Genomic DNA, 26,607 nt, shown 5'->3' on the forward strand with positions numbered 1-26,607 from the left:
ATTTTTTTATAAATCATTTTTTTTGTAATAACTCTCCAAATATACAAGAAGAACAGAAATATCTGCTGGTGAAACACCGGATATTCTAGATGCCTGTCCTATAGATTCAGGGCGTAACTGGCTCAGCTTTTGCTTTGCTTCTATACGTAGGCTTTGAATATCATCATAATTAATATTTTGAGGTATTTTCTTATTTTCTAATTTTTTAAACTGTTCAACTTGTCTCTTTTGTCTCGTTATATATCCTTCATACTTAATATTAATTTCAACCTGCTCTTTAACATCATAAGGAAGCTCTACTCGCTCTTTATCTATAGGGACAAGCGCTTCATAAGACAACTCAGGACGTCTAATCAGATCTGCAAGTGTTGTGCCGGAAACAAGAGGGGTACTTTCATAAGAAGAAAGGAGCTTCTGCACTTCATCTGAAGTTCCTATATTTGTATGTTCCATTCTCTTTATTTCTTCTTCTATCATATTTTCTTTTTTTAATAAATTTTTGTATCTCTTCTCATCAATTAAGCCAACCTCATATCCTATTTTAGTAAGCCTTAAATCTGCATTATCCTGCCTGAGCAATAGTCTGTATTCTGCTCTTGATGTCATCATTCTATATGGTTCATGGCTCTCTTTTGTAACTAAATCATCAATAAGAACTCCTATATATCCCTCTGATCTGTCAATTACAATTCCTTCTTTTCCCTGCAGCTTCCTTGCCGCATTAATACCTGCTATCAAGCCTTGTGCAGCTGCTTCTTCATATCCTGAACTTCCATTAAACTGCCCGCCGCTGAACAATCCTTCTATATTTTTAAATTCTAGTGTACTCTTCAACTGTCTTGCATCAATGCAATCATATTCAATTGCATAAGCATTTCTGACTATTTTAGCATGCTCTAATCCAGGCACGCTCCGGTACATTGCATACTGGACATCTTCAGGAAGAGAACTTGACATTCCTCCTATATACATTTCTGTTGTATTTAATCCTTCTGGTTCTATAAATACCTGGTGCCTGTTTTTATCAGAAAACTTCACTACCTTATCTTCTATAGAAGGACAATATCTAGGCCCTGTTCCCTCTATCATTCCCGAAAAAAGCGGAGATCTATCCAGATTATTTTTGATAATTTCATGTGTTTTTTCATTTGTATAAGTTAGCCAACAGGATACCTGTTCAATCTGGACATCCTCTGGATCTGTAGTAAATGAGAAAGGGATGATTCTATTATCCCCTTTTTGTTCTTCCATTTTACTGAAATCGATTGTATTTTTATCAATTCTTGCCGGAGTACCTGTTTTAAACCGATACATCTTTATTCCAAGAGATTTTAAACTGTCAGTCAGATAATTTGCACTTTGCAATCCATTAGGGCCAGTCTGCATACTAACCTCACCATAAATACATCTTGCCTTTAAATAAGTTCCTGTACAAAGAATCACTGCACGACAACGATAGATAGCTCCTGAATAAGTCTGTATTCCAGTTATTTTTCCATCTTCTGTCAGAATATCCGTCACTTCCATCTGTCTTATATCCAGATTTTTCTGGTTTTGAAGAACTCGGCGCATTTCTTTCGTATACTCTGCTTTATCTGCTTGCGCACGAAGGGAATGTACTGCCGGTCCTTTTGAGCTATTGAGCATTTTTGACTGAATAAATGTGCGGTCAATTATTTTTCCCATCTCTCCGCCTAATGCATCTACTTCTCTGACGAGATGTCCCTTTGAACTTCCTCCGATATTAGGATTACAAGGCATAAGTGCAATACTATCCACACTGACAGTAAACATAATTGTTTTAAATCCCAGTCTTGCAGACGCGAGTGCAGCTTCACATCCTGCATGTCCTGCTCCCACTACGACAATATCATATACATCCTTATTTTCCCATACAGAATTTACTGAATATTTCATTGATTAAATCTTCTCCTATTGTTTCTCCTGTAATGCTTCCTAAAGCTTCATAAGCATCCATTAAATCTATGGAATAAAAATCTTCCGGCATTTTCTTATAAATACTTTCTGTTACTTTTTCCAGACTTTCCAAAGCTTCCTTCAATGCTGACTTTTGTCTCAAATTTGTAATATATATTTCATCATTAAAAGAAAGATTTCCTTTTATAAACATTTTCTTCAAAATTTCTTCAAATTCTTGAATTCCTTGTTCTTCCTTTGCCGATATATCAATCATAGGAATTTTACCGGATATGTCTTTCCCATCAGATATGGATTTTGATATAATTTTATTTATTTTTTCCTCCATATCCTGCTTTGTTATAACGGATTCTAAATCTGATTTATTTAATAAGATTATTGTTTTCTTATTATACACAAGATTTAGAATCTTTTCATCATTTTCATCAAGACTTCTGGATACATCTGCCACATAAAGAATAAGATCTGCATCTTTTACATATTCTTTTGCCTTTTCTACTCCCATTTTCTCAATTATATCTTCTGTATCCCTTATTCCCGCAGTATCTATAATATTCAAATTTAATCCTTGTATCTGTATTTGCTCTTCAAGAATATCCCTGGTTGTCCCTTCTATATCTGTTACAATAGCACGCTCCCTGCCAGAAAGCACATTCAATAACGAAGATTTTCCTGCATTTGGTTTTCCTACAATAACTGTCTGTATTCCTTCTTTCATAATTCTTCCATTATCAGAGGAAGAAATTAATTTTTTAAGTTCTATTTTTATTTCTTCTACTGTCTTTCTTAATCTTTCTCCATATCCATCCACACTGATATGCTCCGGATCATCTAATGCTGTTTCAATGAATGCAGTATGATATAAAATTTCCTTTCTTATATCCTCTATCTTCCTGCGAATACTTCCTTTTAACTGACTGATAGAACTCTTTAAAGCATACTCATTTTTAGATTGAATAACATCGATTACAGCTTCGGCTTGTGATAAATCCATTTTGCCATTTAAGAATGCTCTTTTTGTAAATTCACCAGGTTCTGCTGCTCTTGCTCCATTTTCTAATACTGTCTCCAGAATCTTCTGTATAACAAATATTCCTCCATGACAGTTAATTTCTACTGTATCTTCTCCAGTAAATGTTTTTGGCGCCTTCATAACTGTTACAAGAACTTCATCAATTATATCTCTATTTCTTTTAATATACCCATAATGAATCGTATGGCTATCCACCTTTGATAATATTTCTTTTCCCGTATAAATCCGATCAATCACTTTAAATGCCTCATCTCCGCTTATACGGACAATTCCAATTCCGGAATTTGTCATTCCAGTAGAAATTGCGGCAATTGTATCCTTTTTCATTTTCTACCTCATCAATCAAATATTAGATTTCCTATAAAAAATAAATAATAAAGAGACGCCTCTGTCTTCACGAAAGTTTCCGTGAAGCGCAAAACGTCTCTTTCGCTTCTATGTCCTCTTATTTCTTCAAAGTCACAACTACCTTTCTGTAAGGTTCTTCACCTTCGCTATGTGTTGTAACATATGGATCTGACTGCAAAGCTGAATGTATAATTCTTCTCTCATATGGATTCATAGGTTCAAGAGATACTGATCTTCTTGTTCTCTTTACTTTATGTGCAATATTCTTTGCCAAATTTTTCAATGTTTCTTCTCTTCTTGCACGATAATTTTCTGTATCCAGTTTTACTCTGACATATCCTTCCTGATACTTATTTGCAACACGATTTGCAAGATACTGTAACGCATCCAGTGTCTGTCCTCTCTTACCAATCAGAATTCCCATATGTTTTCCATTCATTTCAACACTCAATGCGCCATCTTCATCTATCTTAGAAGTAATTTCTACTTCCATATCCATTGCAGATAATGTATCTTTTAAGAAAGACTCTACTGCTCTTATCGCTTCATCTGTAACTTCAGCAAGCTCACCTTTCTGTTTTACAGCAGGTTCTTCTGCCATCTTTACAGGTTTTTCTTCTGTTTTTTCTGCAGGTCTGGCTTCAGCCTGTTTTGGCTTCTCTCGTTTTATTTCGGGTTTCTTAACAGGTTCTTCTTTTATCTCTGGTTTTGGTTCTGGTTTTCTTCTCGCTTCTATTACTGCTTGTTTCATACCAATTCCCAGAAATCCAGCGCTTCCTTTTTCAATCACTTCATATTCTAGTCTGTCACTTGTTACACCTAACTGAATCAATGCTTCTGTTATTGCATCATCGACAGTCTTTGCTGATACTCTGATACTCCCGTCCATCCCGGCTCCTTCCTGCGATAATTATTTATCACTATCTTCTTTTTTCGTTTTTTCTTTACTTACACTATTATTACTATTATATCTACTTACCAGGTTTGCCTTAGATGCAAGACTTCCAGGCTTTGCATTTTTCGTATATTCTGCTGCTTTTTTGAGCTTTTCTTCTTTTTCAGAATCAGAAACATTTGATTTTTTCTTAGCTGTAACATTTCTTGTATTCTGTGTTGCCATCTTGTTGATTTCTTTTGCAGAAGCTCCCTTTTTTTCGCGTTTCTTAGCCGCTTTTTTCTGATTTTCTTCAATCAGCTCTTCAACAGATTTTTTACTTAAATATTTATTGATTGCAAGCTGCTGTACACATCTTACCAAAGCACTTGCCGCCCAATAGAGACCTAATCCGGCAGGAAGAGTAAAACCAAACACAACTGAAATCAATGGCATTGTATAAATCATTGTTTTCATAGAACCTGCCATCGGATTATCTCCATTATCCTGCATTGCAGGCTGGGGCTGTAATTTCACACTGATAAACTGTGTAAGACCTGCCATCAAAGGAATAATCACTGCCATAATAATTCCTATAATTGAAAAATCATGCAGTGCAGTCATTAACATATTAAAAGGTTGTTCCCCGATATTTATACCTAGAAAACTATTTAAATGCCCTACCTGGCTTACTGTGTCATTTACGATTCCACTTAAAGAAGGCATTTTGTCAACCAAAGTATCCCATGTGGAATCCTGGAATTTATATAATGCATTGACAATGGTATCCGCTTTTGTATAGTCATAGGATTTCGGGCTCATAAGTACCGGACTTGCCTCTCCTATTTTTTCCATAATTTTTTGGAAACCATCTGTTGCCATAATCTGATTTACCACAGGCATATAAACATTTTTTACACCTTCTACATACTTCGGTATATTAGAAACTACCGGATAAAGTGCAAACAGAATCGGCATCTGTATTAACATCGGAAGACATCCTCCTGTTGGAGATGTTCCGTATTTTTCATAAATAATCTGCATTTCTTCCTGTTGTTTCAACATGGAAGCCTGGTCTCTTTTTCCTGCATATTTTTTTTGAACTTTTCTTATATCAGGCTGCATAACAGCTGACATTTTAGACCATTTCTGCTGTTTAATTGTAAGAGGAATCATCAGTGTATAAATAATGACTGTAAAAATAATGATACAAATACCAATGTTCTGAATTCCAATCGCATCCATCACATTATAGATTCCATCCATCAGTTTACCTAACAGCCAGGCAATCTGTTTGATAATCGGCCAGTCTCCATAACCGGCAGCTAAAATTCCATACATCTTTTATCCTCCTTAAGGTACCGGGTCATACCCTCCTTTTGCAAATGGATTGCAGCGCAGTATTCTCCATACAGTCAATGCTCCTCCTTTGACTGCTCCATATTTTTCAATTGCTTCGATCCCATACTGTGAACAAGTTGGTGTATAAATACAGTGATATTGTCTTTTTAATCCGGATAAATACTTCTGATAAAACCGGATTAACGCGATTAAAATCCGTTTCATCTTCTACCGCACTCCTTTATGTTTGTCCAATCAGACATATATATCATGAAGCTTTCCAAGGTGGATCAGTGCACTCTCAATATCATAATACTTCTTTTCTTTTGCACTTACTCTGGCAATTATAACAATATCATATCCACTCTGGAAATGTTCTTCTGAAAGTCTGTAACTTTCTCTGATTAATCTTGTAAGATGATGTCTTACAACACTATTTCCTACTTTTTTGCTGACGGAAATTCCTAAACGGTTTCTTCCAAGTTCATTTTTTAAAATATACATCACAAGATATTTATTTGCATAAGATTTTCCCTGCCTGTATACAATCTGAAAATCTTTATTTTTTTTTAGAGATTCAGAAAATTTCATTCATAACCTCATTCCATCTGCATTCGAATAAATAGAAGAAAAGGCCACATATATGCGGCCTACGCTGATAACCTTTTTCTTCCTTTTGCTCTTCTGGCAGCCAAAACTTTTCTTCCGCCTGCTGTACTCATTCTTGCTCTGAAGCCATGTACTTTAGATCTTGATCTTTTCTTAGGCTGAAATGTCATTTTCATTTACCATACACCTCCCTTTACTTGATATACTTTATATAATAAAGTACAAACAATATTATCTCATTATACAAAAAGACACTGCTCTTAATTATAGAAAAAAAACAGCGATAAGTCAAGCAATTCACGGTATTTTTTTATCCACACAATGTGAATAACTTGTGGATAACTGCAAAATAATCTGTAGATAACTTTTATTTTTATTATAAACTTATCTTAATTCTCAATATCTTCTATGTTTATAAACTTATACACATGGATTTTCCGTTGCTTATACACCTTTTTTGATGTAAAATGTAATAGAGAGATTTTGCCTTTATGTCTCTCTATTATATTGATTAGGAGTTATTATCCATGAATATTGTAGAAGAAAATTGGGAGCAGATCCTAAATAAAATGAAATTAGAATATTGCTCCTCAAATATTTCATATAATACCTGGATTGCCCCACTTACTGTATATGAGGTAACAGAAGATACTGTATACATACTGGTAAAGTTAAGAGCAAGCCTGGAACATATTGAGGAGAAGTACAGGCTTCCTTTCCGTGTATGCATCGGTGAAGTGACAGGAATCGAATATGAGGTTTCATTTGTCACAGAGGATCAGACTGTTATCAGGGAAAAGAAAAAATCAGCTGTTAAAAAACAAAAATCAAATGCTATATTTGAACAGGCAAATCTAAATCCAAAATATACATTTGATACCTTTGTTGTAGGAAGCAACAATAACTTTGCTCATGCTGCTTCTTTGGCAGTAGCAGAATCACCGGGTGAAATTTATAATCCTCTTTTTATATATGGAGGAGTCGGACTTGGCAAAACGCATTTGATGCATTCTATCGCCCATTTTATATTAGAAAATGATCCTTCTAAAAAAGTATTGTATGTTACAAGTGAAACATTTACAAATGAACTCATTGATGCTCTGAAGGTCGGAAAAAATGGAAATGAGCTTGCAATGACAACATTTCGTGAAAAATATAGAAATAATGACGTACTTTTAATTGATGATATTCAATTTATTATAGGAAAGGAAAGTACACAGGAAGAATTCTTCCATACCTTTAATCATCTTCATGTTTCAGGAAAACAAATCATCATTTCCAGTGACAAACCGCCGAAAGATATTGAAACACTTGAGGCAAGGCTCCGGACAAGATTTGAATGGGGATTAATTGCAGACATTTCTTCTCCTGATTATGAAACCAGAATGGCTATTTTGAGAAAAAAAGAAGAATTAGATGGTCTGGAACGCTATCATATTCCCGATGAAGTCATGCAGTATATAGCAAATAATATAAAATCCAATATCCGAGAGCTAGAGGGGTCATTAAATAAACTTATTGCTCTTGCTAATCTCGAAAACAGGGCAATCGATATACCTCTTGCAGCAGAAGCATTAAAGGATATTATTTCTCCTGATAGAAACCGTATTGTAACTCCGGAATTGATTATTGATATTGTGTCGGATCATTTTAATATTCCTGTTTCTGAATTAAAAGGGAAAAAACGTAATGCAGAGATTGTTCTTCCAAGACAAATCATCATGTATTTATGCCGTAAAATGACAGAAACGCCATTAAAATCAATTGGAATTATACTTGGAGGAAGAGATCATGCTTCTATCAGCCATGGAGTAGACAAAATTGAAGCAGCACTTCAAAATGATGAAGCACTTAATAATACTGTAAATATTATAAAGAAAAAAATAAATCCAATATAGTGAAAAAGAAGTACATTTATGTGAATAACTATGTAAAAAGTATGTGGATGAAGACGTAAATAACTATTTTAACCTCTTTTAGGTTTTTGTTATTCCCATTTTATCCTGTTCTTATACAGCTAGTTTCTACAAAGTTATCAAAATGGACAACCCCTTATTTTTTAAGGCTTTAAAGTACTTATTAACATATTCACAGTCCCTATTAAGAATAAGACGGAATTATTTTATATATTTCTATCTAAAAAGAAGGACAAAAATTTATTCCCCACAAATATATGGAAGTTGAAAGGAGTTATCTAACATGAAAATTGTTTGTACAAAATCTAATTTGGTAAAAGGAGTTGGTATCGTATCAAAAGCAGTTCCCTCTAAAACTACAATGCCTATTTTAGAATGTATATTGATAGATGCATCTGCTGAAGAAATTAAATTGACAGCAAATGATATGGAATTGGGAATTGAAACTAGAATTGAAGGAGAGATAATCGAAAGAGGAATTATTGCATTAAATGCAAAAATATTTTCAGAGATTGTAAGAAAGCTTCCGGATAATGATGTTGTAATTGAAACCGAATCTGATAACCAGGCTTTAATTACATGTGAAAAAGCTAAATTTAATATTGCAGCACAATCGGGAGATGATTTTTCATACCTTCCTGTAATTGAAAAAGATGACTTTATTACAGTTACAGAATTTACTTTGAAGGAAGTAATTCGGCAGACAATTTTTTCTATTGCTGATAATGATACAAATAAAATGATGACTGGAGAGCTCTTTGAAATTGAAGAAAATATACTGAAAGTAGTTTCACTTGATGGACATAGAATTTCAATACGCAAGATTGAACTGAAGGATTCTTATGCTTCTAAGAAAGTGATTGTTCCAGGAAAAACTTTGCAGGAAATTAGTAAAATTATCGGTGGAGAAGCTGAAGCTGAAGTGGATATTTCATTTACAAAGAATCATATTGTATTTGAATTTGATAAGACAGTTGTCGTATCACGTCTTATTGAAGGTGAGTATTTTAAGATCGATCAGATGCTTTCCAGTGATTATGAAACGAAAGTAAAAATAAATAAACGTGAATTATTAGATTGTATAGATCGTGCAACACTTTTAATTAAAGAAGGTGATAAAAAGCCAATTATTATAGATATTCGAGATGATTCTATGGAGCTGAAAATAAAATCACAAATTGGTTCGATGGACGAAGAAATTTTTATAGCAAAAGAAGGAAAAGATTTATTGATCGGATTTAATCCTAAGTTTTTAATAGATGCGTTAAGGGTTATTGATGATGAGGAAGTTGAATTATACTTTATGAATGCAAAAGCGCCATGTTTTATCAAAGATGAGGCACAAAGCTATATTTATTTGATTCTTCCGGTAAATTTCAGTGCAGTTGCATAGACAAAAGTAAAATAGGTCGGTCTGGAAAGGAAAAAAAGTGGAGATTATAAAATTACGCCAGCAAGATGAATTTATTAAACTGGGACAGGCTTTAAAAGCAGCAGGATTTGTAGAATCCGGTGTAGAGGCAAAAGAGGTAATACAGGATGGTCTTGTTACAGTAAACAAGGAAGTGGATGTAAGACGCGGCAGAAAACTTTATGATGGAGATGTTGTCGTTTTTAATTCCATGGAAATAAAAATTGAAAAATAGTGCAAAAAAGTGTAAAATAGGTAAGTGGTAATGGAGAAAGTATGGTAATCAAATCTTTAAAGCTTAAAAATTATAGGAACTATGATTTATTAGATTTGACCTTTGATCCAAAGACAAATATTTTGTATGGAGACAATGCGCAGGGAAAAACAAATATTTTGGAAGCGCTTTACCTGACAGGAACTACAAAATCCCACAGAGGCACAAAAGATAGAGATTTAATAAGATTTGGATGTGAAGAATCCCATCTTGAAACAATTGTAAACAAGAATGGAATTGACTTTCAAATAGACATGCATTTAAAAAAGAATAGTCCAAAAGGTATTGCTATTAATAAAATTCCTATCAGAAGAGCAAGTGAATTATTTGGGATTGTACATTTTGTATTTTTTTCTCCCGAAGATTTGAATATCATAAAAGATGGTCCGTCTGGAAGAAGAAGATTTATAGATTTAGAGCTGTCACAGCTTGACAAATTATATCTGAGCAACCTGTCTAATTATAATCGTATTATCAATCAAAGAAATTCCTTATTGAAAGAATTATATAAACAGGAAAAGTTGATGGAAACTTTGGATATATGGGACTTGCAGTTAGTCGAATATGGGAACAAAGTGATGGAAAGGCGTGAAGAATTTATTTGTCAAGTAAATAAAATAATTTCTGATATTCATTTTAAATTAACAGGCGGAAAGGAAAAAATTTCTATTATATACGAAAAGAGTATAGGAACACTTTCTCTTGAACAAGCACTGAAAAAAAACAGGGAAAGAGATATTCGGATGAAAAGTACTTCTGTTGGTCCACATAGAGATGATTTGTGCTTTATGGCAGAAAATTTAGATATTAGAAAGTTTGGCTCTCAGGGACAACAAAGAACGGCAGCTCTTTCTTTAAAGCTTTCAGAAATTGAACTGGTAAAAAAACTAATAAATGATACACCAATATTATTATTAGATGATGTTTTGTCTGAATTGGATAAACATAGGCAAAACTATTTATTGGACAGTATCCATAATATACAGACAGTAATTACTTGTACTGGATTAGACGAATTTGTGAATCATCGTTTTTCTATTAATAAAATATTCCATGTAAAAAATGGAAAAGTAGCGAAAGAAAATTAGGAGGTTTTTTAAATGGGTGCAACAAGTACGGAATTTGATGCTGAATATGGAGCAGACCAAATTCAGATATTGGAAGGATTGGAAGCGGTAAGAAAAAGACCGGGCATGTACATCGGAAGCACCTCCTTAAGAGGTCTCCATCATTTAGTATATGAGATTGTTGACAATGCAGTCGATGAAGCACTTGCCGGATACTGCGACACTATATTTGTCAGTATAAATAAAGATAATTCTATTACGGTAGTAGACAATGGTCGTGGTATTCCTGTAGGGATCAATCATAAGGCAGGACTTCCAGCAGTAGAAGTTGTATTTACAATTCTGCATGCAGGAGGAAAATTTGGCGGCGGCGGATATAAAGTGTCAGGAGGACTTCATGGAGTAGGCGCTTCTGTTGTAAATGCATTGTCTGAATGGCTGGAAGTAGAGATTTACCATGAGGGAAAGATATATAAACAACGTTATGAACGAGGAAAAGTTGCATTCAAATTAAAAATTGTAGGAGATTGTGATGCAGAAAAGACAGGAACAAAGGTAACATTTCTGCCAGATAAGGAAATATTTGAGGAGACAATTTTTGACTATGATACATTAAAGCAACGTTTTAGGGAAATGGCTTTTTTGACAAAGGGTTTGAAAATTATTTTAAGGGATGACAGAGAAGAAGAACCAAAGGAAAAGACATTTCATTATGAAGGCGGAATCAAAGAATTTGTCACATATCTAAACAGAAGTAAAACACCCTTGTATGAGCAGATTATTTACTGCGAGGGAATGAAAGATAATGTGTTTGTGGAAGTGGCAATGCAGCACAACGATTCTTATAGTGATAATACCTATGGATTTGTAAATAATATTACAACTCCTGAGGGTGGAACCCACGTCGTAGGATTTAGAAATGCCCTGACAAAGACATTTAATGATTATGCGAGAAAAAATAAGCTTTTAAAGGACAATGAACCAAATCTGTCAGGAGAAGACATAAGAGAGGGACTGACTGCAATTATCAGTGTTAAGATTGAAGATCCGCAGTTCGAAGGACAAACAAAACAAAAGCTTGGAAACAGTGAAGCCAGAGGAGCAGTCGATAATATTGTAAGTACACAGTTGGAAATATTCCTTGAGCAGAATCCAAATGTAGCAAAACTGACGGTTGAAAAATCTGTTATGGCACAGCGTGCGAGAGAAGCGGCAAGAAAAGCAAGAGATCTGACAAGAAGAAAATCTGCGTTGGAAGGAATGTCGCTTCCTGGAAAACTTGCGGATTGTTCAGATAAGGATCCCGTAAACTGTGAAATATATATCGTAGAGGGAGATTCTGCGGGCGGCTCTGCTAAGACAGCAAGGGATCGTGCAACACAGGCAATTCTTCCATTGCGCGGAAAGATTTTGAATGTGGAGAAGGCACGTCTGGACAAAATTTATGCAAATGCAGAAATCAAAGCAATGATTACAGCATTTGGGACGGGTATCCACGAAGATTTTGATATTTCAAAATTAAGGTATCACAAAATTATTATTATGACGGATGCCGATGTAGACGGCGCTCACATCAGTACTTTATTATTAACCTTTTTATATCGGTTTATGCCTGATTTAATAAAAGAAGGATATGTATATCTGGCACAGCCGCCTCTCTATAAACTGGAAAAAAATAAAAAAGTCTGGTATGCCTACAGTGATGAGGAGTTAAATAATATTTTGACAGAAGTAGGAAGAGACGGAAATAATAAAATCCAGAGATATAAAGGCTTAGGAGAGATGGATGCAGAGCAGCTATGGGATACAACAATGGACCCAGAACATAGAATACTGCTTCGTGTAACAATGGATGAAGAAACATCTTCCGAACTTGATTTAACCTTTACCACCCTGATGGGAGATAAAGTAGAACCAAGAAGAGAATTCATAGAAGAAAACGCAAAATACGTTCAAAATTTGGATATATAGCACTTTACAGCGACTATCCAGAAAATTTATGCAGAGCAAAAATCAAATTCATTTGTATTTTTGTTATGTATAAATTTTATGAATTGGCATTGGAAATGCCAATTCAGAGATAAAATCGAAGATTTTAGAACTGAGATAGGAAGCGGAAGCAACCGAAAATAGCGATAAAATCAAAGATTTTAGAGCTGGATAGTATGCAAAAGTTAAGTAAAAAAGGAGAAAAAAATGGAAGATAATATTTTTGATAAGGTCCATGAAGTCGATTTAAAAAAGACAATGGAAACTTCTTATATCGACTATGCAATGAGTGTAATTGCTGCTCGTGCTCTTCCTGATGTCAGAGATGGATTAAAACCAGTACAGAGAAGAATTTTATATTCAATGATAGAATTGAATAATGGCCCAGATAAACCGCATCGTAAATGTGCGCGTATTGTCGGTGATACAATGGGTAAATATCATCCTCATGGGGATAGTTCTATCTATGGGGCATTGGTTAATCTTGCACAGGAATGGTCTACAAGATACCCTCTCGTAGACGGACATGGAAATTTTGGCTCTGTGGACGGAGACGGCGCTGCGGCAATGCGTTATACAGAAGCAAGGTTAAGCAAAATTTCTATGGAGATGACTGCGGACATTAACAAAGATACAGTAGATTTTGCTCCTAACTTTGATGAGACAGAGAAAGAACCGGTCGTACTTCCGGCTAGATTTCCAAATCTTCTTGTAAATGGGACATCTGGTATTGCGGTAGGTATGGCGACAAACATTCCTCCTCATAATTTAAGGGAAGTAATTGCGGCGGTTGTAAAGATTATTGATGACCAGATAGATGAGAATGGGGAAACTACAATTGAAGATATATTGAAAATTGTAAAAGGTCCTGATTTTCCGACAGGTGCAGAAATTCTGGGCACCAGAGGAATTGAAGAAGCATACCGTACCGGAAGAGGGAAGATAAGAGTACGTGCTGTTACAAATATTGAACCTATGCAAAATGGAAAGAACAGAATTATTGTGACAGAGCTTCCATTTATGGTAAATAAAGCAAGACTGATTGAAAAAATTGCGGAACTTGTCAGAGACAAGAGAGTAGATGGAATTACTGATTTAAGTGATCAGTCCAGCCGTGAAGGTATGCGTATCTGTATCGAACTTAGAAGAGATGTAAATCCGAATGTTATATTAAATCAATTATATAAACATACACAGCTTCAGGATACATTTGGTGTTATTATGCTTGCGCTTGTAAATAATGAACCTAGGATTATGAATATCTTAGATATGCTGAAGCATTATTTGGAACATCAGGAAAATGTCGTTACCAGAAGAACTAAATATGAGTTAAATAAAGCAGAAGAAAGAGCTCATATTTTACAGGGATTGCTGATTGCTTTAGATCACATTGATGAAGTGATTAAAATTATCAGAGGATCCAAAACAGTTCAGATTGCAAAGGAGGAATTGATTGCAAGATTTGAATTGACAGATGTGCAGGCACAGGCAATCGTAGATATGCGTCTGCGGGCACTGACAGGTCTGGAACGTGAAAAGCTGGAAGCAGAATATGAAGAACTGATGAAACGTATTGGAGAGTTAAAAGAGATTCTTGCAGACAGAAAAGTTCTTCTTGGAGTAATCAGAAAAGAAATTTTAATTATTTCCGAAAAATATGGAGATGAGAGAAGAACACATATCGGATATGATGAATTTGATATTTCTATGGAAGATCTGATTCCGAGAGAAAATGTAGTGATTACTATGACAAAGCTTGGATATATCAAAAGAATGACTATGGATACCTTTAAGAGCCAAAATCGCGGTGGAAAAGGAATTAAAGGTATGCAGACGTTGGATGATGATTATATCGAAGAGTTATTTATTACTACAAGTCATCACTATATCATGTTCTTTACAAATACAGGAAGAGTTTACAGACTAAAAGCATATGAGATACCGGAAGCAGGAAGAACGGCAAGAGGAACTGCAATTATTAACCTGCTTCAGCTTATGCCGGATGAAAAAATAACAGCAGTGATTCCTATCTATGAGTATGAGGATGGAAAATATCTGTTTATGGCGACAGAGAAAGGACTTGTAAAGAAAACACCTATAGGTGATTATGCAAATGTCAGAAAAACTGGTCTTGCTGCAATTACACTGCGTGAGGATGACAGGCTGATTGAAGTAAAAGTAACAGATAATAAACAGGATATTATACTTGTAACGAAATATGGACAGTGTATCCGGTTTAATGAGCAGGATGTGCGCTCAACAGGAAGAACTTCTATGGGAGTGCGCGGAATGAATTTAAGTGATAATGATGTTGTTATCGGTATGCAAATGAGCAGCCAGGGAAATTATCTTTTGATTGTTTCTGAAAAGGGTATGGGCAAACGTACAGAAATGGATGAATTCACAAGACAAAACCGCGGTGGAAAAGGTGTAAAATGCTATAAAATTACTGAGAAAACAGGAAATGTAATTGGCATGAAGGCGGTTGATGAAGATAATGAGATTATGATAATAAATACAGAAGGAATTATCATAAGAATGAAGTGTTCTGATATTTCTGTATATGGAAGAATAACTTCAGGCGTGAAATTAATTAATTTACCAGAAAATGAAACTGTTGCAAGTACAGCTAAAGTAAGAAAAGCTTCTGCAGAAATTGATGGAGAACAGGTAGAAATTTCTGGAGAAGAAGAGGAATAATAAAGTTTACAAAGAAATAAAACCTGGTACAATAATTATAAAATAATAAACTTTTGTATCAGGTTTTATTTATTATTATTTAATAGTATACTATACTTATTCTGTTCGAAATGAAATAAGTTACTTATCAAGGTATAGTTTTTTGTAAAATTTATTCATATGCATTCTCTTTTCTTTATAAACGAGGAGATTCTTTTTATCAGGATGATAGATAAGACTCTCTTCATTTTTTTTGACTAGATTAAGGGCAGATGGATAATCTTTTTGATATTTTAATGCAACCAATGCGTTAATCAGACCGCCAAGAGAAGTTTGTTCAGGATTTTGACTTTTTATAAGTTTTTTTTGATATACATCTGCTTGTATCTGATTGAAAGATGAAAAATTAGTAAGTCCTCCACTGATATGTATTTTATCTGTATTTCCTACATAATTTTCCAGTACATCAATATTGTTAGCGGCTTCCATAGCAATAGATTCAAGTAAGGATCTTGCCATATCCTGCTTGGTTGTCTTTAAAGTTAAATTTAAAAAGCAGCCGGCTGCCTTTGTATTCCAGTCAGGAGTTCCGCGCCCCTGAAAATAAGGGAGAGCAATACAACCATTTGCCCCAGGTACAGATTGAAGTATATCTTGATTGATAGAATCGTAATCTTTATCATTCGAATAAAATTGTTCTTTAAACCAGTCATAGAGTGAACAACAAGAAATAATACTGGACTCAAGTACATATTTTCCTTTTTCTGCATGAGCTCCGCATATTACATTATCTTCCAGATTTTCAGGTACTCTGTCGCTATATGCAAGAAGAAAAGCGCCAGTGCCTGTTGTTAATTCCATATCTCCCGTTTGAATGATCCCTAAACCAAGAGCAGCGCACTGCTGATCTCCTCCTGCACTTACAAGAGGGGTTCCCTGTCTGATTCCTGTTGCCTGAAAGAATTCTTTGGTAGTAGTTCCAAGAATTTCTCCGGGGGAGATTAAATCACATAATTTGCCCTTATCAATCTCAAAAAGTTTCAGCAATTCATCATCCCACTGACGGGTTCTGATATTCATCAGAGAAGAACGGCTGCCATACGTATGATCTGTTTTAAATTCTCCTGTCATTAATAGAGCGAGATAATCAGCAATAGTAAGAAGCTTATATGCTGCTTTATATATTTCCGGCTGGTTTCGTTTTATCCATGTCATTTTACTTCCTGAAAATACATCATTGACTCTTGCACCGGTCTTTTTGACAATCAGTTTTTCGGCATACTTTAATTCACTGCAAATAGAGGTATTTCTCTTGTCCATCCACATAATTGCAGGGGAGAGAGGATGCGTATATTTATCAATAGGAATAACAGAAGAACGTTGACTTGTAAGAGAAAGCCCATCTATTTTTTTATTGTTTGTATCAGCCCATTCTGCAAGATTTTTGCCAATCTTATAGAGAGAGGATTTCCAGTCATCTGGATTTTGTTCAGCAAACGTTTCATTGAGATAATGTACAGAATAACGAATTTGATGTATGTGAAGAATCTCTCCGGCTTCATTATACAAAATCCCTCTCATACTGGATGTTCCTACATCAATAACTGCTATGTTCATAATATGTATTCCTCCCAAACAGTTTACGCTAAATAAAAAAATGAAATTTTATATTCCCATATTTACAAATAAAACGTTCTATTAATTCATTATTAATTTATCATATTTGTTCATAAAAATTCAATGTTAATTGTAGAATAATGTTATTTTTGTAATATAATAATATAAAAAATAGTATAAAAAGTATAAAAAATTGTAAATAATGTATAAAAACATAATTTATTATATGATTGAAATAGAACGTATATCATACATTTTATTGAATAGAATGTGCTATTTAGAAAAAAATCTGTATTGGTATCCTTTTACATATATTCTTTCTTATTAACAGGACAATTGCACAAATTGTAATCTATCTTTTTGTATGGTTTGACTAAAATAAAATTTGTTATTGATTTTTTTAAATACGTAGTATAAGATAATGCTCAGAAAGAACTTTATATAAAATATTTTAAGGATTGTAACTCTCTGAGGCATTACCTTTTCGTGAAAGGTATGCAGAGAGTTTTTTGTTTATAAAGGAGAATATTATGTTTGAATTTTTAAAAAAGAAAAAGACTCAAATCGTATCTCCAGTATGTGGAAAATGTATTTCAATTACAGAGGTACCTGATGCAGTTTTTTCTGAAAAAATATTAGGAGATGGATTTGCAATCATTCCATCGGGAGATGTAATTGTATCTCCGGCAGATGGAGAGATTACTACATTGGCAGACACAAAACATGCAGTAGGAATTAAAACAAAGGATGATATAAATATACTTTTGCATGTGGGGCTAGATACAGTAAAATTAAAAGGGGTAGGTTTTCAGTGTTTTGTGAAACAAGGAGAGAAAGTGAAAGCAGGAACACCTCTTATACATGTCGACCATACAGAAATAGAAAAAAGAAATATGAATCTAACAACTGTTGTCGTATTTACAGAAGGATATGACGGTATAGTAAATTTAAACTGCTGTGGAAAAGAAGTAAAAGCTGGAGAAGTATTAATTTCCTGAGAAGGAGGATTTCCATGAGAATTATTAAAAAGATTAACAATAATGTAGCAGTTGGTCTTGATAGTAATGGAAATGAAATAGTGGTGTTTGGTAAAGGGATTGGATTTCCGGAAATGCCGTATGAATTAAAGGAGCTTTCAAAGATAGACAGGACTTATTATAATATCGATCACAAATATTATAAACTTTTAAATGAAGTTTCTGAAGAAGTATTTTTCTTTGTTAATAAATTGTTGGATATAGCGAAGAAAGAAATAGATGGAGATTTAAATCCAAATCTTGTTTTTGTTCTTTCAGATCATATTAATTTTGCAATTATCAGAAATAGAAAAAATATGGATATACCTCTTCCATATTCTTATGAATTAGAATATGCTTATCCTAAGCTAACAAAAATAGCAGGATGGTTTGTTAAGAAAATAAATGAAAGAATGCATACAACTTTGGAAAAGGGAGAGATAACCAGTATTACCATGCATTTTTTAAATGCATTAGAAGGAGAAAAAATAAAAGAAAATACTCGAGATGAATCAGATTATATTGCAAGTATTATCAAGAATATTACTATTATTATAGAAAATTTTTATAATATGGATATAGATAAAAAGAGCTTTTATTATTTCCGTTTTAAGAACCATATAAAATTTTTTGTACAGAGGCAGAAAACAAAAGAAGATATTTTGGATGGAGGAGATGAATTATTCGAAGAAATAAAACGAACTTATCCAAAGGTATTTGAATGTGTAATGAAAGTAGATACGTATCTGGAAGAAGAATTTAAGAAACATTGCTCGAAAAAGGAATTGTTATATTTAATGCTTCATATTCAACAATTATATACAAAGGAGGATTGTAACCGAAAGGGCATTACCCCAAAAGAATAGCTTAGCTATTTTTTTGGGGTTTTCTGTTTAATGATGAAACATGCTTGCGCGCGGCATAGTTTATATAAAAAGTAAAAAGAAAAGGAGAAAGGGGAATGAATAAAGAGCAAAGGATTGCTTCACAAGTGTTAAAACTTGTCGGAGAAAAAGAAAATATCAGTCATGTTTTTCATTGTATGACAAGGCTGAGGTTTAATTTAAAAGATAATGGGCTGGCTAACTTAGAAAAAATAAAAGAGGTAGAGGGTGTTTATGGAGTACAGATAGCAGAGGGAGAATTACAAATTATTATTGGAGCAGGTGTAAATTCTGTATATAATGCTGTTTTAGATTTGACTGGTCTGGAAGAGACAGAAAGTATAGATGAAGATTTGGATGGTATATTACCAGAGAATAAACAAAAGAAAAACATAAAATGGTTTATTAATGGTATATTTAGTGTATTTTCTTCTTGTTTGTCGCCGCTTGTGCCATTATTTGTTGCAATAGGTATTTTTAATATGATTGCTGTATTGATTGGTCCTCAGTTTTTAAATTTAGTAGGGGAAGAATCGGACATCTATAGAAATTTCTATTGGGTCGGACAGACAATTCTTTATTTTTTGCCTGTATTGGTTGGATATACAGCTTCGCGAAAATTTGGCTCTAACACATTAATTACAGTGGTACTTGCTTGTATGTTGATATATCCGGATTTTGTAAGCCTTGTTGGTGAAGGAGCTTCTTATACAGTTTATGGAATTCCTGCGGCTGCAATAGAATATAGCAGTTCATTGATTCCTATAATGCTGATTGCATGGATACAAAAATATATTGAAAAGTTTCTTAATAAATATATACCTGATGTAATAAAAGTTATCTTAATTCCATGTGGTACGATTGCAATCATGCTACCTTTAAGTTTCTGTATTTTAGGGCCGATAGGAAATTATTTGGGAGTAGGTCTTGGAAATTTAATTTTCGGATTATATGATATAGCAGGTCCCTTGGAAACAACACTATTTGGTGCATTCTGTGTGATTCTGACAGGAACAGGTATTTCACGTCCTATTTTCTTTATTGCAATGACAACACTATTTGCGGCAGGGCAGGAAAGTGCAGTTATGCCGATTGCAATGGTAATAAATAATTTTATTGTAATGGGACTTGATTTAGGATATATAATCAAAACAAAATCTGCGAAAAAGAAACAATTTGGTATTACATGTTTTATTTCCTCTGTTTTGGGCGGTGTAAGTGAGCCATCAATTTTTGGAATTATTTTTAATAATAAAAGAGCAATGCTTACAACTATTATTGCAGGAGCAATATCAGGTCTTTATCTTGGCATAATGAATGTAACTTATTATTCATTTGGTCCAAGTAATATTTTAGGAGTAGTTGGTTTCTTTGGAGGAACACAGATGAACTTTATTCATGGATGTATTGCCGCCGGAATAGGTTTCATTGCAGCTTTGATAGTAATGCTGTTAATTTATCACGATGAAAAAAAATAAATAAAAATATATGGAGGTATGAAAAATGAAAGAGAGAAACATGATTTTAGCAAATATTGGTTCAGGATCTTCTTATCTGCCTGATATAGCAGAGATGTTGATTGAAAGAAGAGACAAAATGCAGGTAGAGGAATGGCGGTTGATGGATATTGATGAATACAGACTTAACTGTACAGGCAAATATGTACAGAAAATGTTTGAAGATGCAAATATGCCAACAAAAATAGTACTGACAAATAATTTAGAAGAAGCTGTACAAAACTGTGATTTTGTTATTTGTACTATTCGTCCTGGAAAATCAGATGCTCGGAATCTGGATGAGACAATCCCTTTTAAACACGGATTGATAGGACAAGAAACAACAGCTCCTGGTGGAATGGTAATGGGATTTAAGAGTATCCCGCCTATTTTGGAAATTGCTAGAGCAATAGAAAAATATGCAAAAAAATCATGTTATCTGATAAATCTTGCGAATCCATCTGGTATGATTGCAGAGGCATTAAATCGTCATTCTAATATTAAGTATGCCGGACTATGCAATGGGCCTACTGTTATTCGTACAGCAATGAAAGAAATTTATGGGCAGGAAAATCCAGATGATGTATTTGTAGAGGTAATTGGATTAAACCACTTGATCTGGTGTAAGGTTTTTGTAAAAGGAGAGGATGTAACAGATGAAGCATTTGAAAAACTGTTGGAATGGTCGGCAGAAAATATTCCTGCTCTGAGAAAGGAATTTGTAGAACCTGCATTAGAAAAATTTATTGGTTATATTCCAATGGGACCATATCTTGAATTTTATTATGATTTTCCAAATAGCTTTAAAGACTTGCAGGATTATTCGGGAAACCACTGGGCATCTATGTTGGAACATGTACAAAAACATGTAGGAGATGTGCTGGATGATTTAGTAATTCCTGAACATGCGACTAGAGCAGAGTGCGTAAAAATTGTAGAAAAGCGTACATTTGAATTATATGAAAAATTAGATCCCAGAGCTTATCCGCTGGCTGCAAATACCCGTGGCGGAAAAGGATATGGAGAAGCTGGAATTACATTGATTAATGCTATTTGGAACAATACAAATGAAATATTTAGCCCAGATATAGCAAGTATGGGATGTATTCAGGAATTTGATCCAAACTGTGTATGCACGACAACCTCTCTGGTAAACGCTGCCGGAATTCATCCTATGTGTTTTTCAAAACTTCCAGGTCATATGATGAGCAAAATTTATGCAGCTAAAGAGTATGAAAAATTGGCAGTAGAAGCGGCAGTTACAGGAAGCTATCATGCAGCTTTGGAAGCTTTGGTTGCAAATCCTCTGGTAAATTCCTATTATAATGCAAAAAGTGCATTAAATGAATTGCTCCTTTCAGAAAAGGAATATCTTCCACAGTTTAAAGATGCAATTGAAGCATTAGAAAAAGGACAAGAGCCATTAAATTAGTTTTTAAAATTATATAGCATAATGAAGACAGACATGGAATAAGATATATTATAAATTTGAAAAGGAGTCAGTATAAATGGAAAACAGACTTATTTCTGCTGTAGTGAATTTCCTTGTACGTGCAGTGATTGGCATGGCATTGATTTTTTTCATTAATCAGTTTGTTCTTCCTGATGAAAATACATTGAATGTAGGATTAAATGCTGTCTCCTTTTTGACAACTGGAAGCCTTGGAATTCCAGGTGTCTGTCTTCTTTATGGTATTTTATTTTATCAGACTTTGTGAGTATTTCACAAAATCCTGCAAATTTAGATTTATGTATAGACAAAGGAAAGATTGGCGTTTATAATTCGATTTACACACCAGAAATCAATCTGGTTTTCCATTTACTTAATCTTTTATTGTAAATGGTCTGCGGAATGGATAAAGAAATATATCCATTTGTCATACGTTCTATTCGTGCCGTAGATTCGCGGCAAATTTTTCAATTAATGGACAGTAAAAATAATGATGTAAGGAGGGAGAAAGTGGATTCAGGTCATTTTGTAATATGTGATCCTGAGAAAGAATATGCAGAGAATCTAACAAAGTTTATTTGTGAAAAAGAAAAAACGGATTTTCAGTTTCAAATTTTTTATGATTTGGAAAGTCTTATAATATTTTCCAATGAGATACCTATCGATATACTTCTGATAGCAGAAGAATGTATCCGTGAGGAAACACTTGGTATACCTGCAAAAAAAACATTTATATTGACAAAAAAGGAAAATTACAAAAAGGAAGAAGATAAAAGAAGTATATACCGGTATCAGCCGGCAGAAAAGATTGTAAAACTTATATTTTGTGACAGCAAGGAAGATATAAGTACAAAAGAAACTTCTTCACAAATAAGAAAAAAGCAGCATTCAGAAAAACAATTGGTACGGAAAGGGTTGATAGGAATTTATTCTCCTATACACAGAATTGGTAAAACAAAATTTGCAATCCAGCTAGGAATAAAAACAGCCAAATATGTTCCAACACTCTATCTGAATCTAGAAGAATATCCTGCGAGTGAATTATACTTCCCGGATCAAAAGGAAAAAAATCTTGGAGATCTACTCTATTATACGGGACAAAATAAAGATAATTTAGGATTGCGTATCAGTACTATAGCGGGACAGATAGATGAATTAGACTATATTATGCCAATACCAATTATGCGGGATTTAAGGGAAGTAAAAGAAAAAGACTGGATAAACCTTTTTGATCAAATATTAAAAAAATGTATCTATGAGACAGTGATTCTAGACTTGGGAGACAGTATAGACGGGTTATATTCAATTTTAAAAAATTGTTCTGCAGTATATACACATTATGTAGATGATCCGGTATCTAAGGAAAAAATTATGCGCTATGAACAGAATATCCGGCAGATGGGAATGGAGGAAATACTGGAGCATACTATACGTAAAAGGATTACAAGAAAAAATAGAAATAGTTTAACAGAAGAAAAGAAGGCATGAAAATGGTTAATACAGAATGGCTGTATTCAAAAATGATGCTTCAGATGGATATGTCAAAAGAGATACAGGATGAAGAACTAGAGCAGATGATACAGGACATACTGGAGGAAGCAGGCAGAAAGGAATATATCCCACTTAATGAAAAAATACAGATAAGTCGGGAATTGTTCAACGCATTTCGTAAGCTCGATATTTTACAAGAATTGATAGAAGATGATTCAATTACAGAAATAATGATAAACGGAACAGAACATATATTTTTTGAAAAAGAAGGAAAAATATTCCGTTCAGAGAGAAAATTTTTGTCACTGGAAAAGCTGGAAGATGTAATTCAGCAGATTGTGTCAGGTACAAACCGTTATGTCAATGAATCTTCACCTATTGTGGATGCAAGGTTAGAAGATGGCTCTCGTGTAAATGTAGTATTACGACCTGTTGCTCTGAATGGACCGATTATGACCATTCGAAAATTTCCAAAAGAAGCAATTTCGATGAGACAGCTGATACAATTTGGAAGTATCAGTGAAGAAGCGGCAGAATTTTTAAAAATACTTGTGAGGGCAAAATATAATATTTTTGTCAGCGGAGGAACTGGGGCAGGCAAAACAACATTTTTAAATGCTTTATCAGATTTTATACCGAAGGAAGAAAGGATTATTACAATCGAAGATAATGCAGAACTTCAAATTAAAGGAGTAGATAACCTTGTCCGGCTGGAAGCAAGAAATGCAAATTTAGAAGGGGAAGGCGCAGTCACAATCCGAGATTTAATAAAATCTGCCCTTAGGATGAGACCGGATAGAATTATTGTCGGTGAAGTAAGGGGAGAAGAGACTGTAGATATGATTTCGTCGGCAATGTTAAACGGTCATAGTGGTTCTATGTCTACAGGACATGCAAATAATTCTGCCGATATGTTAAAACGCCTGGAGACAATGATGCTGATGGGAATAGAGCTTCCCTTTACGGCAATTCAAAGGCAAATCGCATCTGCTCTGGACATTATCGTTCATTTAGGAAGACTGCGAGATAAAAGCAGAAAGGTGTTGGAAATAGCAGAAGTAACAGAGTATGAACAGGGAAATATTCAGCTTCGTACACTTTATACATTTCGAGAGGAGGGAACAGAAAATGGAAAAATTCAAGGAAGGCTTATGAAGGTGGAAGAGCTCAATTATACAGAAAAACTGCTGGCTGCAGGATATAAAAGGAATTGAATACATTGTAGGAATAGGAAAAGGAGTTCTTATTTTCGCGGTAATCTCTTATGTGTTTTATGAATCTTGGAAGATGTTCTTTCTATTGCTTCCTGCATTTACATTTTATATGAAAGACTGGCTAAAAACATACAGTCATAAGAAAGAACTGGAATTCAGAAATCAATTTAAAGATAGTATACAGACGATGTCGGCGGCATTAAAAGCAGGATACTCTGTAGAAAATGCACTTCGAGAGACGTATAGTGATTTGAAGTCTCTTTATAAAAAAGACAGCCGGATTTTAAAGGAGTATGAACAGATGATATATAAGCTGAATATAAACAGAACAGCAGAGCAAGTACTGGAAGAATTTTCTGACAGTGTAAATCAGGAAGATGTACAAAATTTTATTACTGTATTTACAGCCGCAAAGAAAAGTGGAGGAGACAGCATTGCGATCATATATAATTCTGTAAAAATAATCAGTGAAAAAATAGAGACAGAAAAAGAAATTCAGACTCTCTTAGCTTCAAAGATAATGGAATTTAAAATTATGTGTGTTATACCGTTTTGCATTATATGCTATTTAAAACTGACATTTGGAGAGTTTTTATCGGTTCTGTACGGGAATATTACAGGAATGATAATTATGAGTATATGTCTTCTTTTTTATATGATTGCGTATCAGATGGGAAAAAGAATCATACATATTGAGGTTTAAAGATTGAAAAAAAGCAAAAAGAAGGAATCTATATATGTAAAATCAGGGGTTATACTATTGCTGTCATTTGGCATATCGTCTTGTATCTGGTTTACAGACAATGGAAAAACCTTAAAACAAAATGAAAAGGGTGAGATACTTCTTAAAAGAAATGATTATGGACAGGGAGATAAAAAAACAGCTCTACATATGCAAGTAGAAGATATTGAACAGACAATGGAGATAGCTGTCGGAGAAAAAGAATATAGCGGCGAACAGCTTGAAGAAATATTTATACAGGCAGAAGAGGATCTTGAAACTTTAATATTAGGAGAGAATGAAAGTCTTTCAGAAGTCCGTTCAGACTTGAATTTGATTACAGAGATTCCAGAAAAGAGCATAGAAGTATCATGGGAACTTGACAATTATGAGATTATGGATATTCAGGGAAGTCTAAAAGAAGAGAATTTAAAAGATGAAGGCACACTACTTGGACTAAAGGCATTACTGACCTATAAAGAAGAAAGCAGGATCTATGAATTTTATGCACATGTTTTTCCGCCCAAAAAGACAAAAGAAGAAAAGCTGGAGAATCAGATCCATTTTTTAATAAATATGGCAGATAAAGAAACAAAAGAAGAAGAATATTTAACTCTCCCTCAAGAAGTTGAAGGTAAAAAAATTCATTGGAGCTATCCTTTAAATTTTAGGGCGGTAGAGATATTATTTCTGGGCTTCCTGTCAGCAACACTTTTTTATTTTTCCGAAAAACAAAAGCGTACAAAAGAAGAAAAGAAGCGAAAATATCAGATGAAAATGGACTATCCTCAAATTATCAACAGACTAATTCTTTATATGGGAGCAGGGATGACAATACGGACTGCCTGGTTTAAAACTGTAGAAGAATATAAGAAAAAAAGAGAAAAGACAGGTAAAAGAGCTGCATATGAAGAAATGGTACATACTATGTATGAAATTCAGAGAGGCAAAACAGAGAAAGAATGTTATGAGGATTTTGGAAACAGGTGTGGGATTTCTTCTTATAAAAAATTTTCTGTTATGTTATCACAAAATCTTCAGAAAGGTTCAAAGGGGCTTGCAGAGCTCTTAAAATCAGAAGCAGAAGATGCATTTGAAGAACGAAAAAATCTGGCAAGAAAAGCGGGGGAAGAAGCAGGTACTAAACTGTTAGTGCCGATGTTTATTATGCTGGCAATTGTTATGGCAATTATGGTAGTGCCGGCGTTCTTTTCTATACAGATTTAAAGAATAAGAAGG

At 34.0% G+C, this 26,607-nt stretch carries 23 protein-coding genes; 15 read left to right on the plus strand and 8 right to left on the minus strand.

Annotated elements, in window-relative coordinates:
* Window positions 1-6 precede the first annotated feature (6 nt).
* From mnmG to rpmH, 7 genes are all read right to left on the minus strand, one after another.
* Window positions 7-1,917 (minus strand): tRNA uridine-5-carboxymethylaminomethyl(34) synthesis enzyme MnmG, encoded by a 1,911-nt coding sequence (mnmG, locus tag ACZ5C4_RS00405; protein ID WP_464519298.1) that lies wholly within the window; start codon window positions 1,915-1,917, stop codon window positions 7-9.
* The gene (gene mnmE, locus ACZ5C4_RS00410) at window positions 1,883-3,298 is read right to left on the minus strand and encodes a tRNA uridine-5-carboxymethylaminomethyl(34) synthesis GTPase MnmE (RefSeq protein WP_464519299.1); all 1,416 of its coding nucleotides are present in this window, start codon (window positions 3,296-3,298) and stop codon (window positions 1,883-1,885) included. Before mnmE ends, mnmG begins: the two co-directional genes overlap by 35 nt.
* Window positions 3,299-3,416: 118 nt before the next feature.
* On the minus strand, window positions 3,417-4,208 hold the full coding sequence (gene jag, locus ACZ5C4_RS00415) for an RNA-binding cell elongation regulator Jag/EloR (RefSeq protein WP_464519300.1): 792 nt from the start codon (window positions 4,206-4,208) through the stop codon (window positions 3,417-3,419).
* 21 nt (window positions 4,209-4,229) lie between these two features.
* Window positions 4,230-5,534, minus strand: coding sequence for a YidC/Oxa1 family membrane protein insertase (locus ACZ5C4_RS00420; protein WP_464519301.1), 1,305 nt, complete (start codon window positions 5,532-5,534; stop codon window positions 4,230-4,232).
* A 12-nt stretch (window positions 5,535-5,546) separates the two neighbouring features.
* On the minus strand, window positions 5,547-5,759 hold the full coding sequence (yidD, locus tag ACZ5C4_RS00425) for a membrane protein insertion efficiency factor YidD (RefSeq protein ID WP_186875873.1): 213 nt from the start codon (window positions 5,757-5,759) through the stop codon (window positions 5,547-5,549).
* Window positions 5,760-5,789: 30 nt separating this feature from the next.
* Window positions 5,790-6,125 carry a ribonuclease P protein component gene (gene rnpA / locus ACZ5C4_RS00430; RefSeq protein ID WP_464519302.1) on the minus strand — a complete coding sequence of 112 codons (336 nt, stop codon included), beginning with the start codon at window positions 6,123-6,125 and terminating at the stop codon, window positions 5,790-5,792.
* 59 nt (window positions 6,126-6,184) lie between these two features.
* On the minus strand, window positions 6,185-6,319 hold the full coding sequence (rpmH, locus tag ACZ5C4_RS00435; protein WP_464519303.1) for a 50S ribosomal protein L34: 135 nt from the start codon (window positions 6,317-6,319) through the stop codon (window positions 6,185-6,187).
* A 351-nt stretch (window positions 6,320-6,670) separates the two neighbouring features.
* Between rpmH and dnaA the strand changes: the two genes are divergently transcribed.
* The 6 genes from dnaA to gyrA all read left to right on the plus strand — a co-directional run bounded on the left by dnaA (window position 6,671) and on the right by gyrA (window position 15,500).
* Window positions 6,671-8,041: a chromosomal replication initiator protein DnaA gene (dnaA, locus tag ACZ5C4_RS00440; RefSeq protein ID WP_464519304.1), complete on the plus strand. Its 1,371-nt coding sequence runs from the start codon at window positions 6,671-6,673 to the stop codon at window positions 8,039-8,041.
* A 301-nt stretch (window positions 8,042-8,342) separates the two neighbouring features.
* The gene (gene dnaN, locus ACZ5C4_RS00445) at window positions 8,343-9,452 is read left to right on the plus strand and encodes a DNA polymerase III subunit beta (RefSeq protein ID WP_464519305.1); all 1,110 of its coding nucleotides are present in this window, start codon (window positions 8,343-8,345) and stop codon (window positions 9,450-9,452) included.
* Between the two features lie 37 nt (window positions 9,453-9,489).
* Window positions 9,490-9,705, plus strand: coding sequence for an RNA-binding S4 domain-containing protein (locus ACZ5C4_RS00450; protein WP_186875878.1), 216 nt, complete (start codon window positions 9,490-9,492; stop codon window positions 9,703-9,705).
* A gap of 41 nt (window positions 9,706-9,746) precedes the next feature.
* A complete protein-coding gene (gene recF, locus ACZ5C4_RS00455) occupies window positions 9,747-10,832 on the plus strand; it encodes a DNA replication/repair protein RecF (protein ID WP_464519306.1) in 1,086 nt (361 codons plus the stop codon).
* Between the two features lie 12 nt (window positions 10,833-10,844).
* The gene (gene gyrB, locus ACZ5C4_RS00460) at window positions 10,845-12,782 is read left to right on the plus strand and encodes a DNA topoisomerase (ATP-hydrolyzing) subunit B (RefSeq protein ID WP_464519307.1); all 1,938 of its coding nucleotides are present in this window, start codon (window positions 10,845-10,847) and stop codon (window positions 12,780-12,782) included.
* A 225-nt stretch (window positions 12,783-13,007) separates the two neighbouring features.
* Window positions 13,008-15,500: a DNA gyrase subunit A gene (gene gyrA, locus ACZ5C4_RS00465; RefSeq protein WP_186875881.1), complete on the plus strand. Its 2,493-nt coding sequence runs from the start codon at window positions 13,008-13,010 to the stop codon at window positions 15,498-15,500.
* 120 nt (window positions 15,501-15,620) lie between these two features.
* Here the strand turns inward: gyrA and ACZ5C4_RS00470 are convergent, their stop codons facing one another.
* Entirely contained in the window at window positions 15,621-17,096 is a 1,476-nt protein-coding gene (locus ACZ5C4_RS00470) for an FGGY-family carbohydrate kinase (RefSeq protein ID WP_464519308.1), read from the minus strand.
* Between the two features lie 530 nt (window positions 17,097-17,626).
* On the opposite strand from ACZ5C4_RS00470, the gene ACZ5C4_RS00475 reads away from it, so the two are divergent.
* The 9 genes from ACZ5C4_RS00475 to ACZ5C4_RS00515 all read left to right on the plus strand — a co-directional run bounded on the left by ACZ5C4_RS00475 (window position 17,627) and on the right by ACZ5C4_RS00515 (window position 26,595).
* The gene (locus ACZ5C4_RS00475; protein WP_464519309.1) at window positions 17,627-18,094 is read left to right on the plus strand and encodes a PTS sugar transporter subunit IIA; all 468 of its coding nucleotides are present in this window, start codon (window positions 17,627-17,629) and stop codon (window positions 18,092-18,094) included.
* Between the two features lie 14 nt (window positions 18,095-18,108).
* Window positions 18,109-18,978: a PRD domain-containing protein gene (locus ACZ5C4_RS00480; protein WP_464519310.1), complete on the plus strand. Its 870-nt coding sequence runs from the start codon at window positions 18,109-18,111 to the stop codon at window positions 18,976-18,978.
* Window positions 18,979-19,073: 95 nt separating this feature from the next.
* Window positions 19,074-20,474 (plus strand): PTS transporter subunit EIIC, encoded by a 1,401-nt coding sequence (locus ACZ5C4_RS00485; RefSeq protein WP_464519311.1) that lies wholly within the window; start codon window positions 19,074-19,076, stop codon window positions 20,472-20,474.
* Window positions 20,475-20,499: 25 nt separating this feature from the next.
* The gene (locus ACZ5C4_RS00490; protein WP_464519312.1) at window positions 20,500-21,924 is read left to right on the plus strand and encodes a family 4 glycosyl hydrolase; all 1,425 of its coding nucleotides are present in this window, start codon (window positions 20,500-20,502) and stop codon (window positions 21,922-21,924) included.
* Window positions 21,925-22,000: 76 nt separating this feature from the next.
* Complete coding sequence (locus ACZ5C4_RS00495) at window positions 22,001-22,210, plus strand: pro-sigmaK processing inhibitor BofA family protein (RefSeq protein ID WP_464519313.1); 210 nt, start codon at window positions 22,001-22,003, stop codon at window positions 22,208-22,210.
* A gap of 242 nt (window positions 22,211-22,452) precedes the next feature.
* Entirely contained in the window at window positions 22,453-23,430 is a 978-nt protein-coding gene (locus ACZ5C4_RS00500) for a P-loop NTPase family protein (RefSeq protein ID WP_464519314.1), read from the plus strand.
* A gap of 2 nt (window positions 23,431-23,432) precedes the next feature.
* Window positions 23,433-24,647 (plus strand): CpaF family protein, encoded by a 1,215-nt coding sequence (locus ACZ5C4_RS00505; RefSeq protein ID WP_464519315.1) that lies wholly within the window; start codon window positions 23,433-23,435, stop codon window positions 24,645-24,647.
* Window positions 24,648-24,720: 73 nt separating this feature from the next.
* On the plus strand, window positions 24,721-25,350 hold the full coding sequence (locus ACZ5C4_RS00510) for a type II secretion system F family protein (protein ID WP_464519316.1): 630 nt from the start codon (window positions 24,721-24,723) through the stop codon (window positions 25,348-25,350).
* A 3-nt stretch (window positions 25,351-25,353) separates the two neighbouring features.
* Complete coding sequence (locus ACZ5C4_RS00515; RefSeq protein WP_464519317.1) at window positions 25,354-26,595, plus strand: secretion protein F; 1,242 nt, start codon at window positions 25,354-25,356, stop codon at window positions 26,593-26,595.
* The last annotated feature ends 12 nt before the right edge of the window (window positions 26,596-26,607 follow it).

The sequence above is a fragment of the Mediterraneibacter flintii genome (genome assembly GCF_055387595.1).

What these genes read in the sequence shown, in the direction of transcription:
- ACZ5C4_RS00505 (WP_464519315.1), top strand. Translation starts at nt 23,433, where the DNA reads ATGGTTAATACAGAATGGCTGTATTCAAAAATGATGCTTCAGATGGAT.
- ACZ5C4_RS00475 (WP_464519309.1), top strand. Translation starts at nt 17,627, where the DNA reads ATGTTTGAATTTTTAAAAAAGAAAAAGACTCAAATCGTATCTCCAGTA.
- dnaA (WP_464519304.1), top strand. Translation starts at nt 6,671, where the DNA reads ATGAATATTGTAGAAGAAAATTGGGAGCAGATCCTAAATAAAATGAAA.
- dnaN (WP_464519305.1), top strand. Translation starts at nt 8,343, where the DNA reads ATGAAAATTGTTTGTACAAAATCTAATTTGGTAAAAGGAGTTGGTATC.
- rnpA (WP_464519302.1), bottom strand. Translation starts at nt 6,125, where the DNA reads ATGAAATTTTCTGAATCTCTAAAAAAAAATAAAGATTTTCAGATTGTA.
- yidD (WP_186875873.1), bottom strand. Translation starts at nt 5,759, where the DNA reads ATGAAACGGATTTTAATCGCGTTAATCCGGTTTTATCAGAAGTATTTA.
- gyrB (WP_464519307.1), top strand. Translation starts at nt 10,845, where the DNA reads ATGGGTGCAACAAGTACGGAATTTGATGCTGAATATGGAGCAGACCAA.
- ACZ5C4_RS00470 (WP_464519308.1), bottom strand. Translation starts at nt 17,096, where the DNA reads ATGAACATAGCAGTTATTGATGTAGGAACATCCAGTATGAGAGGGATT.
- mnmG (WP_464519298.1), bottom strand. Translation starts at nt 1,917, where the DNA reads ATGAAATATTCAGTAAATTCTGTATGGGAAAATAAGGATGTATATGAT.
- gyrA (WP_186875881.1), top strand. Translation starts at nt 13,008, where the DNA reads ATGGAAGATAATATTTTTGATAAGGTCCATGAAGTCGATTTAAAAAAG.
- jag (WP_464519300.1), bottom strand. Translation starts at nt 4,208, where the DNA reads ATGGACGGGAGTATCAGAGTATCAGCAAAGACTGTCGATGATGCAATA.
- ACZ5C4_RS00485 (WP_464519311.1), top strand. Translation starts at nt 19,074, where the DNA reads ATGAATAAAGAGCAAAGGATTGCTTCACAAGTGTTAAAACTTGTCGGA.
- ACZ5C4_RS00495 (WP_464519313.1), top strand. Translation starts at nt 22,001, where the DNA reads ATGGAAAACAGACTTATTTCTGCTGTAGTGAATTTCCTTGTACGTGCA.
- ACZ5C4_RS00510 (WP_464519316.1), top strand. Translation starts at nt 24,721, where the DNA reads ATGTTCTTTCTATTGCTTCCTGCATTTACATTTTATATGAAAGACTGG.
- ACZ5C4_RS00490 (WP_464519312.1), top strand. Translation starts at nt 20,500, where the DNA reads ATGAAAGAGAGAAACATGATTTTAGCAAATATTGGTTCAGGATCTTCT.
- recF (WP_464519306.1), top strand. Translation starts at nt 9,747, where the DNA reads ATGGTAATCAAATCTTTAAAGCTTAAAAATTATAGGAACTATGATTTA.
- rpmH (WP_464519303.1), bottom strand. Translation starts at nt 6,319, where the DNA reads ATGAAAATGACATTTCAGCCTAAGAAAAGATCAAGATCTAAAGTACAT.
- ACZ5C4_RS00420 (WP_464519301.1), bottom strand. Translation starts at nt 5,534, where the DNA reads ATGTATGGAATTTTAGCTGCCGGTTATGGAGACTGGCCGATTATCAAA.
- ACZ5C4_RS00480 (WP_464519310.1), top strand. Translation starts at nt 18,109, where the DNA reads ATGAGAATTATTAAAAAGATTAACAATAATGTAGCAGTTGGTCTTGAT.
- mnmE (WP_464519299.1), bottom strand. Translation starts at nt 3,298, where the DNA reads ATGAAAAAGGATACAATTGCCGCAATTTCTACTGGAATGACAAATTCC.